This is a genomic window from Thiocystis violascens DSM 198 (genome assembly GCF_000227745.2).
Taxonomy (GTDB): Bacteria; Pseudomonadota; Gammaproteobacteria; order Chromatiales; family Chromatiaceae; genus Chromatium; species Chromatium violascens.
Genome location: NC_018012.1, coordinates 3182796 through 3196154 on the forward strand (window position 1 = coordinate 3182796; position 13359 = coordinate 3196154).

The window sequence follows — 13359 nt, forward strand, 5'->3', positions numbered from 1 at the left end:
GATGGAGAGATCCCGCAAAGCCCATCCCGTAGTATAATGCCGAGCCGAATCATGCAAGACATTCAACTAAAATACTGCTCGGGCACGCATCATGACCTCACTGACCAATGACACCTTTTTGCGCGCGCTGCTGCGCGAACCTGTTGATTACACTCCGGTGTGGATGATGCGCCAGGCGGGCCGCTACCTGCCCGAGTACCGTGCGACCCGCGCGAAGGCCGGCAGCTTCATGGATCTGTGCAAGAATCCGGAACTGGCCTGCGAGGTCACTCTACAACCCTTGGAACGCTTTCCGTTGGATGCCGCCATCCTCTTCTCGGATATTCTGACGGTGCCCGACGCCATGGGTTTGGGGCTCTATTTCTCGGAGGGCGAGGGACCGCATTTCGAGCGTCCGGTCCGCTCCGAGGCTGACGTGGATCGAATCGGAATACCGGATCCGGAAGGCGAACTGAAATACGTCATGGACGCGGTCTCCACGATTCGCCGCGAACTTCAGGGTCGCGTCCCGTTGATCGGCTTTTCGGGCAGTCCCTGGACTCTGGCAACGTACATGGTGGAAGGCGGCGGTGCCAAGAATTTTTCGCAGATCAAGGGGATGATGTTTGATCGCCCGGATCTGCTGCACCGGTTGCTTGCCAAGACCGCGGATGCGGTGACGGTATACCTGAATGCCCAGATTGCCCGAGGGGCTCAGGCAACGATGATCTTCGATACCTGGGGCGGCGCGTTGGCCCCAGCCAACTATCGCGAATTTTCGCTCGCCTACATGCAGCGCGTGATTGCAGGTCTGACCCGCGAGGCCGAGGGGCGGAAGGTTCCCGTCATTCTCTTTACCAAGAATGGCGGACAGTGGTTGGGTGATATGGCCAACACCGGCTGCGACGCGCTTGGAGTGGATTGGACCACGGATCTGGCGGATGCCCGTCGCCTGGTCGGGGATCGGGTCGCGCTCCAGGGCAATCTCGATCCCTGCGCACTCTATGCCTCGCCGGAGCGGATTCGCGAGGAAGTCGCGCGTGTGCTGGCCAGCTATGGTCAGGGTCCAGGGCATGTCTTCAACCTTGGCCACGGCATCACGCCGGACGTCAATCCGGAACATGCCGGCGCCATGGTCGCTGCGGTGCATGAATTGAGCCGTGCCTATCACGTCTGAATAAAGTCCGGCGATGTTACGGCGTGACGTGCGCAAGGATGGCGTCCGCGCGCACGTCAGTGCCGCCCATCCGCCTCGGCCAGCCGGTCCAGCCGCAGTCGCTGACGATCATCGAACAACCGTCTTGAACCCAACCAAACCGCGGCCACAGAACCCAGGCCGGTGCCGGCCGAGATCAGAAACATTATAAGCAGCTGATATTTAGCGGCCTCCAGGGGCGGACTGCCGGCGAGAATCTGACCGGTCATCATGCCCGGCAAGCTCACCAGGCCGGCGGTACCCATGGCGTTGACGATGGGGATGAGCCCCGAGCGCAGCGACTCGCGACGAATCTCCTCGATGGCCTCTTCCCAGGTTCCGCCCGCCAGCAGACGCGCCTCGATCTTGCCGCGCGACTCCCAAGCATGACGGGTCAGGCTGTCGAGCGCGATGGCGACCCCGCTCATGGCGTTGCCTAGCAGCATACCGAGCAGCGGAATCAGATACTGCGGCTGGTACCAGGGCTCGACGCCGATGACCACCGTGAGCGCCAGCAGGGTGACGGTGAAGGAGGAGAGAAACATGGAAAAGGTGCCGATGCCGTAGCCCCAGAGACCGCGATAGCGTCGCTTTTGACGCTGCATCACCTCGAAGCCGGCCGCCATGAGCATGACCAGCATCATGAGCGAAATCAGCGGTAGGCTGGTTTGCGCGAACAGGAATTTGAGCACGAAGCCCACGAGCATGAGTTGAACCGCGCTACGTGTCGCCGCGATCAGCACCCGGCGCTCGACCCCTAGGCGTAGCTGCCAGGACATAGCCGCCAACAACAGCACCAGGACCGAAGCCAGCGCTAGATCCCAGGGCGTCAGATGAATCAAGGTCATGACTCGGGCTCCAGGCGACCGTCGCGAATGACGTAGGAACGCCCGATAGACTGAACGTCGGATATTTCGGCGAGCCGTTGGCGTTGTTCCGGATCGTGACTGACCCAGAGCACGGCGGCCCGCACGTTGCGACGATAGGTGTCGACCAGTGTCTCGACCCGACCACGTCCCGCGGGGTCGAGATTGGCGGTCGCCTCGTCGAGCAGCAGCGCCTCGGGCTTCTGTGCCAGGAGTCGAACCAGGGCGAGGCGCTGACGTTCGCCGGTCGACAGCCGCGCGATCGACCAGTTCAGGACATCCGGATCGAAGCCCAGTTGAGCGAGCCAGTCGACCATCGGCGGCAGCGCGGATGCAGTGGCCGTCTTTGTCACCGGGAAATGCTTGCCGACCGACTCGGCCCACCAGAAGGATTCCGCCGGTAACAGACCGACCCGCCGCCGCCAGTGTGGCGGGGTCATGGAGGAACGCGCCTCGTCGCCCAGCCAGACCTCGCCCGTATTGGGATCCAGATCCGCGATCGCCCGCAGCAGCAAGCTTTTGCCGGAACCGGAGGGGCCGGACAGGAAAACCATCTCACCGGCCGCCAGCGTGAGACCCACTGGGGCCAGAAGGCGATGACCGATGGCATCGAGTCGCAATCCGGCCATCAGCGACGCCGAAACAGCAGATCGCGGACCCGATGTCCGAGCCGCTCGCCGCGCTGCTCGAACCGGGTCAGTGGACGCAAGGCGGGACGGGACGCGAATTGACCCTGGCCGGCGGTGTTCTCGAACTGGTCGGCGGCCGCGTCCAGGGTTTCCAGCATCTGTTCGGCATAGGGTTCCCAATCGGTCGCGGCGTGGAAGATTCCGCCCGGACGGATTGCCCGCGCAAGTAGGACCACGAGATCAGGGCTCAGGATGCGTCGCTTGTGATGACGCCGCTTGGGCCAGGGATCGGGAAAGAACAGCTGCACGGCGTCGAGACTGACGGGCGGGATGCTGTGCGCGAGCACCTCGACGGCGTCATGCCGGACGATCCGCAGATTCGCGAGCGCGCGCCGCTCGATCTCCAGCAGCAGATGACCCACGCCGGGGCGATGAACCTCGATGCCGAGCCAGTTGCGTGCGGGATCCTGCTCCGCCATCTCGGCCAGCGAATCGCCGTTGCCGAAGCCGATTTCCAGCACCACCGGCCGGTCGTTGCCGAAGATCGCCCCGAAATCGAGTGGGACGCCAGGACTCCAGTCCAGGCCGAAGCGCGGCCAGAGTTCGCGGAAGGCGCGTTCCTGGGCGAGCGTCAGGCGACCCTCGCGCAGCACGAAACTGCGGATGGCGCGATGCCAGGAGGGAGTAGGCGAATCGGTTGGCGGGTTCACGGGCGGGTCTCGACGATGCGATCGGATGGGTGTGGCGCTGATGGCCGGATGGCGGATGCCGGTCGCCATTGGCGGGCAATGGCGACCGGTCATGTCCTCAGAAGAACAGACCTTCGATCGGCGAGGAGGCCGAGGCAAAGCGCTTGGCGGGCATGCGTCCGGCAAGGAAGGCCTCGCGCCCGGCCTCGATCGCCTTGCGCATGGCACTCGCCATCAGCACCGGGTTCTTGGCGGCAGCGATGGCAGTATTCATGAGTACGCCGTCGCAACCGAGTTCCATGGCCACGGCGGCATCCGAGGCGGTGCCGACGCCAGCGTCGACCAGCACCGGCACCTTGGCGTTCTCGACGATGGTGCGGATGTTGAGCGGATTGCGGATCCCCAGACCCGAGCCGATGGGCGCGGCGAGCGGCATGATGACGATACAGCCGATGGCTTCGAGTTCACGCGCGACGATGGGGTCGTCGTTGGTATAGACCATGATCTCGAAGCCGTCCTTGACCAGAACCTCGGCGGCCTTGAGGGTCGCGATCACGTCCGGGAACAGGGTTTTTTCGTCGCCCAGCACTTCCAGCTTGACCAGGTTGTGACCGTCGAGCAGTTCGCGCGCCAGCCGGCAGGTGCGAATGGCGGTCTCGGCGTCGTAGCAGCCGGCGGTGTTGGGCAGGATGGTGTAGCGATCAGGCGTCAGGACATCAAGGATATTCGGCTCGCCGGGGTTCTGGCCCATGTTGGTGCGGCGTACCGCGACGGTGACGATTTCGGCGCCGCTGGCCGCGATGGCGCTGGCGGTTTCGTCCATATCCTTATATTTGCCGGTGCCGACCAGGAGGCGCGAGCGGTATTCCTTGCCGGCGATGATGAGTGGGTCGCTGTTCTGAGTCACGTTAGACATGAGGCTGCCGTGGGGTGCTTGCTATAAGGTTGAGTAGGAGAGCGCGATGCGTCATCCGCCGCCAACGGCCTGGATGATCTCGACCTTGTCGTCGGGGTTGAGACGATGCTCGGCGAAACGGCTGCGCGGAATCAGCTCGGCATTGATCTCGACGGCGAAACGCTGGCCGCCAAGGGCCAACGCTTCGACAAGCTCGGACACCAGAGTTCCGTCGGCAATCTCCCGGGGAGATCCATTCAGAACGATCTTCATCTTAACGAACGTGATTGGCGTCTTGACCGAGCATTTCCGGGGTGACCAGCGTCACGCCGCCCTCGCTGACCAGGAATCCGGCCTTTCTATCGGCCTCGGGATCCAGCCCGATCACCGTCCCTTCCTCAAGATGACAGTAGCGGTCGAGGATGGCATTGCGCACGGTACAGTTGCGCCCGATCGTCACGTCGGGGAGCACCACCGAATCCGCCACATAGGCATAGGAGTTCACCCGCACGTTGGAGAACAGCAGCGAGTGACGCACCGTGGCCCCGGAGATGACGCAGCCGCCCGAGACCATCGAATCGACTGCCATGCCGCGGCGCGCCTCGTCGTCGAACACGAACTTGGCGGGCGGCAATTGCTCCTGATAGGTCCAGATCGGCCAGTTTTTGTCATAGAGATTCAACGGCGGGGTGACGCCGATCAGCTCAAGATTCGCCTCCCAGAAGGCATCGAGCGTGCCCACGTCGCGCCAATAAGCCTGCTCGCCGCTAATCGGATCGCGGAAGGTATAGGCCATGACGCGGTAGAGCTTGATGACGGTCGGGATAATGTCCTTGCCAAAATCATGGCTTGAACCGGGCGTGTCGGCGTCCTTGATGAGCTGCTCGAACAGGAAGGCGCGATTGAAGACGTAGATCCCCATGGATGCCAGGCATTGACCCGGCTTGCCCGGAATCGTCTCGGGCTTGGCTGGTTTTTCCGCGAAGCTCCGGACCCGATTGTCCGCGTCCGCCGACATGACACCGAACTCGCTCGCCCGATCGGCCTCGACTTCGAGACAGCCAACCGTCATGTCGGCGCCGCTTTCGACGTGGTAGGCGATCATGGCGCCATAATCCATTTTATAAATATGGTCGCCGGCCAGGATCAGGATGTATTCGGGGTTGTGGTCGCGGATGATGTCCAGATTTTGAAACACGGCGTCCGCGGTTCCGGCATACCAGGCGGTTTCCGCGACCCGCTGTTGCGCCGGCCACAGTTCCACGAACTCGCCGAACTCGCCGCGCAGAAATCCCCAGCCCTTCTGAATATGCAGGATAAGCGAATGCGCCTTGTACTGGGTCAGCACGCCGATCCGGCGGATGCCCGAATTGATGCAGTTGGACAGCGGAAAATCGATGATGCGGAACTTGCCGCCGAAGGGAACGGCGGGTTTGGAGCGCCAGGCGGTCAGGTGCTTTAGACGGGAACCCCGCCCGCCGGCCAGGATCAGCGCCAGCGTGTCACGGGTCAGGCGACTAATGAACCTGGGATTGGAATGGGGCATCTTTTCTCCTGTCGTCAAGGACGAGTCAGTATTTGAGTGATCGCCCTATGATACCATTAAGATTACTTGCAACCCCTGGATCTTGGGATCGGGGCCGGCTCAGAATCAGCAGAGGAACACGAACGACATGGCATCCGCAAAAGGCTCCGCATCAAAGCTCCCGGAACCCCTGCTGCGTATCGTCGAGGCGCGCCATTATGACCCTTTCGAGGTGTTGGGCCGTCACGTCAACGAACAGCAGGCGGTGGTCCGCGCGTTTCTGCCCATGGCCGAAAGCGCGATTCTGGTGGAAGCTGGCGAGGCGTTCAACCGGATCGAAGGCTCCGATTTCTTTATCTGGGAAGGCGCTGCCGCTAAGGTTCCCGAGCGTTATCGCATCGCGTGGCAGGATGCGGCCGGTACCACGCATAGCGCCTATGACCCCTACTGTTTTCCGCTCCAGCTTGAAGATTTCGACATCCATCTGTTTGGCGAGGGGCGTCATTGGCATGCCTATCGTTTTCTAGGTTCGCATCTGCGCGAGGTCGAAGGAATCTCCGGGGTTCAGTTCGCGGTGTGGGCGCCGAATGCGGAGCGGGTGAGCGTCGTTGGCGATTTTAACCAATGGGACGGTCGCGTTCATTCCATGCGCGTGCGCGGCGGCAGCGGTGTTTGGGAACTGTTCATCCCTGGCCTGGAGACTGGCGGTTTCTATAAATACGAGATCCGCGACCGTCACACCAATATTCACATCAAGATCGATCCCTATGCCCAGGCCTTCCAGGAACGGCCGCAGACCGCCGGACTCATCTGCCCCGAAAGTCGCTTCAAGTGGTCCGATGCGGACTGGCTGAAGGCGCGCGCGGAATCGGATTGGCAGCATCAGGCCTTTTCGGTCTACGAAGTGCATCTTGGATCCTGGATGCGGGATGCCGATGGCAATTTCGTCAACTATCGAATCCTGGCCAAACAACTCGGCGACTATGTGGCTGAACTGGGCTTCACGCATATCGAGTTGCTGCCGATCACCGAGCACCCGCTCGATGCCTCCTGGGGCTATCAATGCACTGGCTATTTCGCGCCCAGCGCACGCTTCGGTACGCCGGACGATTTCCGCTTTTTCGTCGATTATCTGCATCGTAAGGGGATTGGCGTGCTGCTCGATTGGGTGCCGGCCCATTTCCCCAAGGATGCCTACGCACTGGCGCGTTTCGATGGCACGGCGCTCTACGAGCACGCCGATCCGCGCATGGGCGAGCACAAGGACTGGGGCACCCTGATCTTCAACTTCGGCCGCAACGAGGTGAAGAACTTCCTGCTTTCCAGCGCGCTTTACTGGCTGGACGAGTTCCATCTCGATGGGCTGCGCGTCGATGCCGTCGCCTCCATGCTTTATCTCGATTATTCACGCAACGCCGGCGAATGGATTCCCAACAAGTACGGCGGCAACGAGAATCTCGAAGCCGTGGACTTTGTCCGCCAGCTCAATACCGTGACCCACGAACAGCACCCCGGCACCCTGATGATCGCCGAGGAATCCACTGCCTGGCCGGCGGTCTCGCGCCCGACCTATTTGGGCGGTCTCGGGTTCAGCATGAAATGGAACATGGGCTGGATGCACGACACCCTCTCCTATATGCAGAAGGATCCCATCTACCGTCATTTCCACCATGACCTGCTGACCTTCGGCCTGCTCTACGCCTTCACCGAGAACTTCGTGCTGCCCTTCTCGCACGATGAAGTGGTGCACGGCAAAAAATCCATGCTGGACAAGATGCCCGGCGACGGCTGGCAGAAATTCGCCAGTCTGCGTCTGCTCTACACCTTCATGTTCAGTTATCCCGGGAAGAAACTCCTTTTTCAGGGCTGCGAATTCGGACAGGGAACCGAATGGGATTTTTCCGCGTCGCTGGACTGGGAATTGCTTGAACGACCCCAGCATCTGGGGCTGAAAACGCTGGTCTCCGATCTGAACCATCTGCACCGCGAACTGCCCGCGCTGCACGAAGTCGATTTCGACGCCTCGGGGTTCGAATGGATCGACTGTCACGATAGCTCGCAGTCGGTGCTGAGTTATATCCGCAAGAGCAAATCCGGTCAGGATCTCGTCGCCGCCGCGTTCAATTTCACGCCGGTGCCGCGCAACAATTACCGAATCGGCGTTCCTGAGCCCGGTTTTTATCGAGAGGCCATGAATTCGGACGCAGAGGTCTATGGCGGCAGCAATGTCGGTAATCAGGGCGGCGTGGAAGCGGAGCCCTTGAGCTGGATGGGGCGTCCCTACTCGATCCCGATCGCGCTCCCGCCCCTTGGCGGATTGATCATGGTCCATGAGCCCGTGCGCGTCGACTCCGTCGAAGAGGACAGCCTTGCCGAATCGACCGCTGCCGAGCTTCCCGCGGATCAGACCGATGAGGCCGATTGAAGACCGACCGGAAAGCGCGACCACCTCGGGGATCGACCCCGAAGTGGATGCGCGCCACAAACTCAATCAGGAGACTGCGCGGATTCCCTGGCGGGATCTGCAACGCTTTTTCGCGCAAGGCAAGGTGATCTGGGTCCGGGACGGTCTCGACCTCATCGAGACCGCCCTCTTGATCGCGCGCGATGACGCTCCGACCATTGACGCCGAGATGGCGCACGGGGGCATCGTGCCGGTTCCGGATCGACAGGCCCGAGACTGGTTCGAGACCAACGCCAGCCTCTGGGCGGTGGTCGTTAAACCCTGGGTACTGGTCCAGGAGGTCGCATGCACATCTGGGTCGACGCCGACGCTTGCCCAAGGGTCATCAAGGACATTCTGTTTCGCGCCGCCGAACGGGTTGGCGTCCGGGTGACACTGGTCGCCAATCAGCCCATGAACCTGCCGCCATCGCGACTCATCCGTGCCATCCAGGTCGCACAGGGATTCGATGTCGCCGACAATGAAATCGTCAAACGCCTAGAACCGGGCGACCTGGTGATTACCGCCGACATCCCGCTGGCCGCTGAGGTCATCGCCAGGGAGGCCCACGCCTTGAATCCCCGTGGCGAGATCTATACCAAGGACAATATCCGCGAACGCCTGAACCTGCGCGACTTCATGGACACCTTACGCGCGACTGGCGTGGACACCGGCGGTCCCGCGACGCTGGGCGCGCGCGACCGGCAGGCATTCGCGAATGCCTTGGATGGCTTTCTTGCGAGGCAGGGGTGTCCTCCGGCGGCAGAATCCTTGAAGCGCTAAACGGCATCACATCAATCAGAGGAGTTGACGCATGGCAGTACTGATTCTAGGTCTGATTCTGTTTCTGGGGACTCACTCGGTCTCCATCGTCAAGCCGGGGTTGCGGACAACTGTCGTCGAACGCTTTGGCGTCATCCCCTGGCAGGCTGTTTACAGCGTGCTCTCTCTGGCGGGATTCATTCTGATCGTCTGGGGTTATGGGGAGGCGCGCCAGTCGGCCATCGTCCTCTATGATCCGCCGGGCTGGATGAGACACCTCAATCTGCTGCTGATGTTGCCGATCTTTCCGTTGCTGTTCGCGGCCTATCTGCCGGGGCGCATCCAGACCGCCACCAAACATCCCATGTTGCTTGCGGTCAAGATCTGGGCTTTTGGTCACTTGTTGGCCAATGGCACTCTCGCGGATCTGCTCCTGTTCGGTGCCTTCCTGGCCTGGGCCGTAGCGGATCGAATCTCGCTCAAGCGCCGGGTGGGGCCGCCGGTTCCGGGTGCACCGCCGAGTCAGACCAACGACGCCATCGCCATCGTCGGCGGTCTGGGAGTCTATCTGCTCTTCCTGTTTTGGCTGCACCGCGTTTTGATGGGGGTCGCGCCCATTGGTTGACGCAGTTCGAGCAGAGTCGGAGAAATCGGTAAGACGCGCCCCTGGAGTCTGCTGATGCCGCGCGTCCAGATCCAGACCGAACCCTTCGATATCGCCGCCGAACAGGAGTCGTTGTGGCACGGCAATCCGCGCGTGGGCGCGCTCGTCACCTTCGTTGGGCTGATGCGCGATCTCCACGAGGGGGTGGCGGTGTCCCGCATGACCCTGGAACATTACCCCGGTATGACCGAGAAGGCGCTTGCCGAGATCGCCGAGGAGGCTAACGCGCGTTGGAAGCTGGAGGGCGTGACCATTGTTCACCGGCTCGGGAAGTTGGAGCCGCAGGATCCGATCGTCTTCGTCGGTGTTGCCAGCCATCATCGTGGCGATGCCTTCCGCGCCTGCGAATTTCTGATCGATTATTTGAAGACCCGAGCGCCCTTCTGGAAAAAAGAGCAGACCGAGCAGGGCGAACGCTGGGTCGAGTCAAAAGTATCGGATGACGTCGCCGCCCGGCGTTGGTGACATCCAACCGCAGCGGCACCGCCATGGGGATTCAGACGACGCCGAGTCGACGTGGGATCTTCGACATCAGTAAATGCCAAGGACCGATGTCATCCAAACACGGAGAGTTGTCCGCAGTAGAATGCGTTAAATGTCTAAGTTTTCGGCATTTAGAGCATTTTTTTCGATAAATAGTCGTCGCGGTTCAACTTGATCACCCATCAATGTAGTGAAAATCAAATCTGCAGCGACCGCGTCCTCAATGGTCACTTTCAAAAGACGGCGCGTTTCCGGATTCATTGTGGTGTCCCAAAGCTGTTCGGGATTCATTTCACCGAGTCCTTTGTATCGTTGGGTGCTATACCCTTTTTGAGCTTCCGTGAGCAACCAACGTATCCCATCTCCCAAATCTGTTATAACCTTCAGCCGCTCGCCACGTTTAACATAGGCATCGGACTGCAGAAAACCTGTTAGCTTTTGGCCGTACTCAAGCATTTTTGCATAATCAATTGAGCGAAAAAACTCTAACGGAACAATACGGCTTTCATGGATGCCGTGAATAAATCGAACTACCTCGATATATTCGGGTATTTTCGACGATTGTTCGCTGACTCGAACATTATAGTGAAATGTAGGTATTTCATTGTGATTAAGTATGGCCTCTAATTGAATACACCAACTCTTTAATCGCTCAAGATCGGAAATAATCAGGTCATCAATCCGGGGGGCTTTAATCACTGCTTCCAGAAATTCAGTGCCATACCGTTTCTCCAGTCGCTTAACGATATTCACGATCACACTGTAATCCAAAGCCAGTGACTCCAGCGCAGTGCTCGCCAATGGCAGTGCGTCTTTCGTGACGAATAAATTCGCATCATCCAGCGCCGCCTGGAGCATGGCGTAATTAAGAGCCGACTCATCGAGCAGATATTCTTCTTGTTTTCCTTTTTTGATTTTAAACAAGGGGGGCTGCGCGATATAAATATGTCCTCTCTCTACCAATTCTGGCATTTGCCTATAAAAGAAAGTCAGGAGCAAGGTACGAATATGAGCGCCATCTACATCCGCATCGGTCATGATGATAATGCGATGGTACCTTAAGTTGTCAGGGTTATATTCTTCTCGTCCGATGCCACATCCAAGCGCCGTAATCAGCGTTCCAACTTCTGCGGATGAGAGCATTTTATCGAAGCGAGCCTTTTCCACATTCAGTATCTTGCCTTTCAATGGCAATATTGCTTGAAAAGCTCGATCCCTTCCTTGTTTTGCAGAACCTCCAGCAGAGTCTCCTTCGACTAGATAGATCTCCGATCTAGCGGGATCTTTTTCCTGACAGTCAGCTAATTTTCCTGGTAATCCTGCAATGTCGAGAACGCCCTTACGGCGAGTCATTTCTCGTGCTTTTCGAGCAGCTTCACGAGCTCGTGCAGCATCAAGCATCTTATTTGCGATGATTTTTGCTTCAAACGGCTGCTCTTCGAGGAACATACCTAGCTGCTCGGCAACAAGTGACTCGACAACAGCTTTTACTTCCGATGACACCAGTTTGTCTTTCGTTTGAGATGAAAACTTTGGGTCCGGAACCTTTACAGACAGAACCGCAACAAGGCCTTCTCTAGCATCATCGCCTACGGGCCTGATCTTTTGATTACGATCCAAACCTTCACGCTCAATATATGAATTAAGCGTTCTTGTCAGTGCCGCACGTAATCCGGCCAAATGTGTACCGCCATCTTTTTGTGGAATCGTGTTTGTATAGCAATAAATTGTTTCGAGATAGCTGCTGTTCCATTGGATAGCCAATTCAACTCCAATCGATTGTCTCTCTGCACTAAAATAGATGACTGTTGGATGAATTGGATCTTTGTTTTTATTCAAATGTTCTACGAATGCACGAATTCCACCTTGATATTCAAAAACATCCTTTCTTTCAGTAGATTCTTCGGTTAACGCTATCTTAACGCCTGAGTTAAGAAATGATAGTTCTCGAAGACGCTTGGCTAATATATCGTAGTGAAAATCCAAATTTGTAAAAATGTTAGGTGACGGATAAAAGCGAATTTCGGTACCCGTGCGCTTTGTCTGATCAATAGCCTTAAGTGGATACTGAGGCACGCCAAAGCGATATTCCTGCTCATAGATCTGCCCTCCCTTGCAAATGCGCAGATTTAATTTTTCTGAGAGTGCGTTCACGACCGAGACGCCTACGCCATGCAAACCGCCGGAGACTTTATAGGAGTTGTCGTCAAATTTGCCTCCTGCGTGCAATACGGTCATGATGACTTCTGCAGCTGATTTATTTTCTTCTGCATGCATATCGACTGGTATTCCCCTCCCATCATCAACTACTGTAACTGAACAGTCGGCATGAATTGTCACATTGATATTCTTGCAGTAGCCAGCTAGAGCCTCGTCGATTGAGTTATCTACGACTTCAAATACCATATGGTGTAGTCCTGTACCATCATCCGTATCCCCGATATACATGCCTGGGCGTTTGCGCACCGCGTCGAGTCCACGAAGTACCTTTATGTTTGTCGAGTCGTATGTCATTTAAATAGTTAGATATTTGATGGTAAACATACCGATATTATACGTGAATCATGGACGCAGCACCTCACGCCCTAAATTATCTGGATAATTTATGCCATCATCGGCTTGCGGATATAGGTCCAGCGTGCGATGCTCCTGACATGGATAAGGTCATGCAGTTTATTGATTATATAGCGATTTAATGTGATATCTAGATACCTAAACCAAGCCCTGCTCGGGATGCGTATTTTCGGTGGTGCTCTGCCACCCGTGCCAAGCCTCCTATCGACCAAGCCGCTCCCTGCCACAACTTACTCGTTTCGTTTATGCTCAAGCTCGATCTCGCGAAGTGGAACCAGACCCCCAGACGATCTCTGGTATGAGGCGATGACGGCCCCGCACATGCCAGCACCCGTGAGCGGTTTCTGCGTCGTACGAACTGATCCAACACGGGTGGGAATCTCGGTGATTGCGTTGCGTGTAGGGCGTCACCCGCCAATTTTGAACCGTTTGTGCCTCCAATATAATGACGAGGGTTCCCAGGCGTTGCTGTTCGAGCACACAGGAGGGGTTCCTCGTTTTTTGACGCGGTGATGGAGTCCGCACTCGATACGTTGATCCGCACCGGCGTGGCGGCGGTCGCGCTCTACCCACGCAGCGTGACCCCCAGACGGGGCGCCTGGTTCCGAGCGTGGAACTCGCCCAGCACACCGTCGCGCCGCGCTGGACCTTGAAG

General features: G+C 58.2%; 13 protein-coding genes. 6 read left to right on the forward strand and 7 right to left on the reverse strand.

The window, feature by feature from the left end:
• The first annotated feature begins 91 nt into the window (after window positions 1-91).
• Complete coding sequence (gene hemE / locus THIVI_RS14050; RefSeq protein WP_014779229.1) at window positions 92-1156, forward strand: uroporphyrinogen decarboxylase; 1065 nt, start codon at window positions 92-94, stop codon at window positions 1154-1156.
• Between the two features lie 56 nt (window positions 1157-1212).
• Here hemE and THIVI_RS14055 read toward each other — a convergent pair whose 3' ends face one another.
• The 6 genes from THIVI_RS14055 to glgC form a co-directional block, all read right to left on the reverse strand.
• The gene (locus tag THIVI_RS14055) at window positions 1213-2022 is read right to left on the reverse strand and encodes an ABC transporter permease (RefSeq protein ID WP_014779230.1); all 810 of its coding nucleotides are present in this window, start codon (window positions 2020-2022) and stop codon (window positions 1213-1215) included.
• Window positions 2019-2669, reverse strand: a complete 651-nt coding sequence (locus THIVI_RS14060; RefSeq protein ID WP_014779231.1) for an ABC transporter ATP-binding protein — start codon at window positions 2667-2669, stop codon at window positions 2019-2021. The genes THIVI_RS14055 and THIVI_RS14060 overlap by 4 nt, the downstream gene beginning before the upstream one ends.
• Window positions 2669-3379: a tRNA (guanosine(46)-N7)-methyltransferase TrmB gene (gene trmB / locus THIVI_RS14065; RefSeq protein ID WP_014779232.1), complete on the reverse strand. Its 711-nt coding sequence runs from the start codon at window positions 3377-3379 to the stop codon at window positions 2669-2671. The genes THIVI_RS14060 and trmB overlap by 1 nt, the downstream gene beginning before the upstream one ends.
• 97 nt (window positions 3380-3476) lie before the next feature.
• A complete protein-coding gene (locus THIVI_RS14070; protein WP_014779233.1) occupies window positions 3477-4274 on the reverse strand; it encodes a thiazole synthase in 798 nt (265 codons plus the stop codon).
• Between the two features lie 51 nt (window positions 4275-4325).
• Window positions 4326-4526 carry a sulfur carrier protein ThiS gene (thiS, locus tag THIVI_RS25370; protein WP_014779234.1) on the reverse strand — a complete coding sequence of 67 codons (201 nt, stop codon included), beginning with the start codon at window positions 4524-4526 and terminating at the stop codon, window positions 4326-4328.
• A 1-nt stretch (window position 4527) separates the two neighbouring features.
• Complete coding sequence (gene glgC / locus THIVI_RS14080) at window positions 4528-5799, reverse strand: glucose-1-phosphate adenylyltransferase (protein WP_014779235.1); 1272 nt, start codon at window positions 5797-5799, stop codon at window positions 4528-4530.
• A 127-nt stretch (window positions 5800-5926) separates the two neighbouring features.
• Here glgC and glgB point away from each other — a divergent pair, with 127 nt between their 5' ends.
• Genes glgB through moaE form a run of 5 tightly spaced genes read left to right on the forward strand, consistent with a single transcriptional unit; the run spans window position 5927 to window position 10112 of the window.
• A complete protein-coding gene (gene glgB / locus THIVI_RS14085; protein WP_014779236.1) occupies window positions 5927-8203 on the forward strand; it encodes a 1,4-alpha-glucan branching protein GlgB in 2277 nt (758 codons plus the stop codon).
• The gene (locus tag THIVI_RS14090; protein ID WP_052315034.1) at window positions 8190-8615 is read left to right on the forward strand and encodes a DUF2288 domain-containing protein; all 426 of its coding nucleotides are present in this window, start codon (window positions 8190-8192) and stop codon (window positions 8613-8615) included. The genes glgB and THIVI_RS14090 overlap by 14 nt, the downstream gene beginning before the upstream one ends.
• Complete coding sequence (locus tag THIVI_RS14095) at window positions 8528-9004, forward strand: YaiI/YqxD family protein (protein ID WP_014779237.1); 477 nt, start codon at window positions 8528-8530, stop codon at window positions 9002-9004. Before THIVI_RS14090 ends, THIVI_RS14095 begins: the two co-directional genes overlap by 88 nt.
• A gap of 31 nt (window positions 9005-9035) precedes the next feature.
• Window positions 9036-9608, forward strand: coding sequence for an NnrU family protein (locus tag THIVI_RS14100; RefSeq protein WP_014779238.1), 573 nt, complete (start codon window positions 9036-9038; stop codon window positions 9606-9608).
• A 54-nt stretch (window positions 9609-9662) separates the two neighbouring features.
• Window positions 9663-10112 carry a molybdopterin synthase catalytic subunit MoaE gene (gene moaE / locus THIVI_RS14105; protein ID WP_014779239.1) on the forward strand — a complete coding sequence of 150 codons (450 nt, stop codon included), beginning with the start codon at window positions 9663-9665 and terminating at the stop codon, window positions 10110-10112.
• Window positions 10113-10238: 126 nt separating this feature from the next.
• On the opposite strand, the gene gyrB is transcribed toward moaE, so the two are convergent.
• The gene (gene gyrB / locus THIVI_RS14110) at window positions 10239-12644 is read right to left on the reverse strand and encodes a DNA topoisomerase (ATP-hydrolyzing) subunit B (protein WP_014779240.1); all 2406 of its coding nucleotides are present in this window, start codon (window positions 12642-12644) and stop codon (window positions 10239-10241) included.
• Window positions 12645-13359: the final 715 nt, after the last annotated feature.

What these genes read in the sequence shown, in the direction of transcription:
- THIVI_RS14090 (WP_052315034.1), top strand. Translation starts at nt 8,190, where the DNA reads ATGAGGCCGATTGAAGACCGACCGGAAAGCGCGACCACCTCGGGGATC.
- glgC (WP_014779235.1), bottom strand. Translation starts at nt 5,799, where the DNA reads ATGCCCCATTCCAATCCCAGGTTCATTAGTCGCCTGACCCGTGACACG.
- THIVI_RS14100 (WP_014779238.1), top strand. Translation starts at nt 9,036, where the DNA reads ATGGCAGTACTGATTCTAGGTCTGATTCTGTTTCTGGGGACTCACTCG.
- THIVI_RS14060 (WP_014779231.1), bottom strand. Translation starts at nt 2,669, where the DNA reads ATGGCCGGATTGCGACTCGATGCCATCGGTCATCGCCTTCTGGCCCCA.
- THIVI_RS14055 (WP_014779230.1), bottom strand. Translation starts at nt 2,022, where the DNA reads ATGACCTTGATTCATCTGACGCCCTGGGATCTAGCGCTGGCTTCGGTC.
- glgB (WP_014779236.1), top strand. Translation starts at nt 5,927, where the DNA reads ATGGCATCCGCAAAAGGCTCCGCATCAAAGCTCCCGGAACCCCTGCTG.
- THIVI_RS14095 (WP_014779237.1), top strand. Translation starts at nt 8,528, where the DNA reads ATGCACATCTGGGTCGACGCCGACGCTTGCCCAAGGGTCATCAAGGAC.
- moaE (WP_014779239.1), top strand. Translation starts at nt 9,663, where the DNA reads ATGCCGCGCGTCCAGATCCAGACCGAACCCTTCGATATCGCCGCCGAA.
- THIVI_RS14070 (WP_014779233.1), bottom strand. Translation starts at nt 4,274, where the DNA reads ATGTCTAACGTGACTCAGAACAGCGACCCACTCATCATCGCCGGCAAG.
- thiS (WP_014779234.1), bottom strand. Translation starts at nt 4,526, where the DNA reads ATGAAGATCGTTCTGAATGGATCTCCCCGGGAGATTGCCGACGGAACT.
- gyrB (WP_014779240.1), bottom strand. Translation starts at nt 12,644, where the DNA reads ATGACATACGACTCGACAAACATAAAGGTACTTCGTGGACTCGACGCG.
- hemE (WP_014779229.1), top strand. Translation starts at nt 92, where the DNA reads ATGACCTCACTGACCAATGACACCTTTTTGCGCGCGCTGCTGCGCGAA.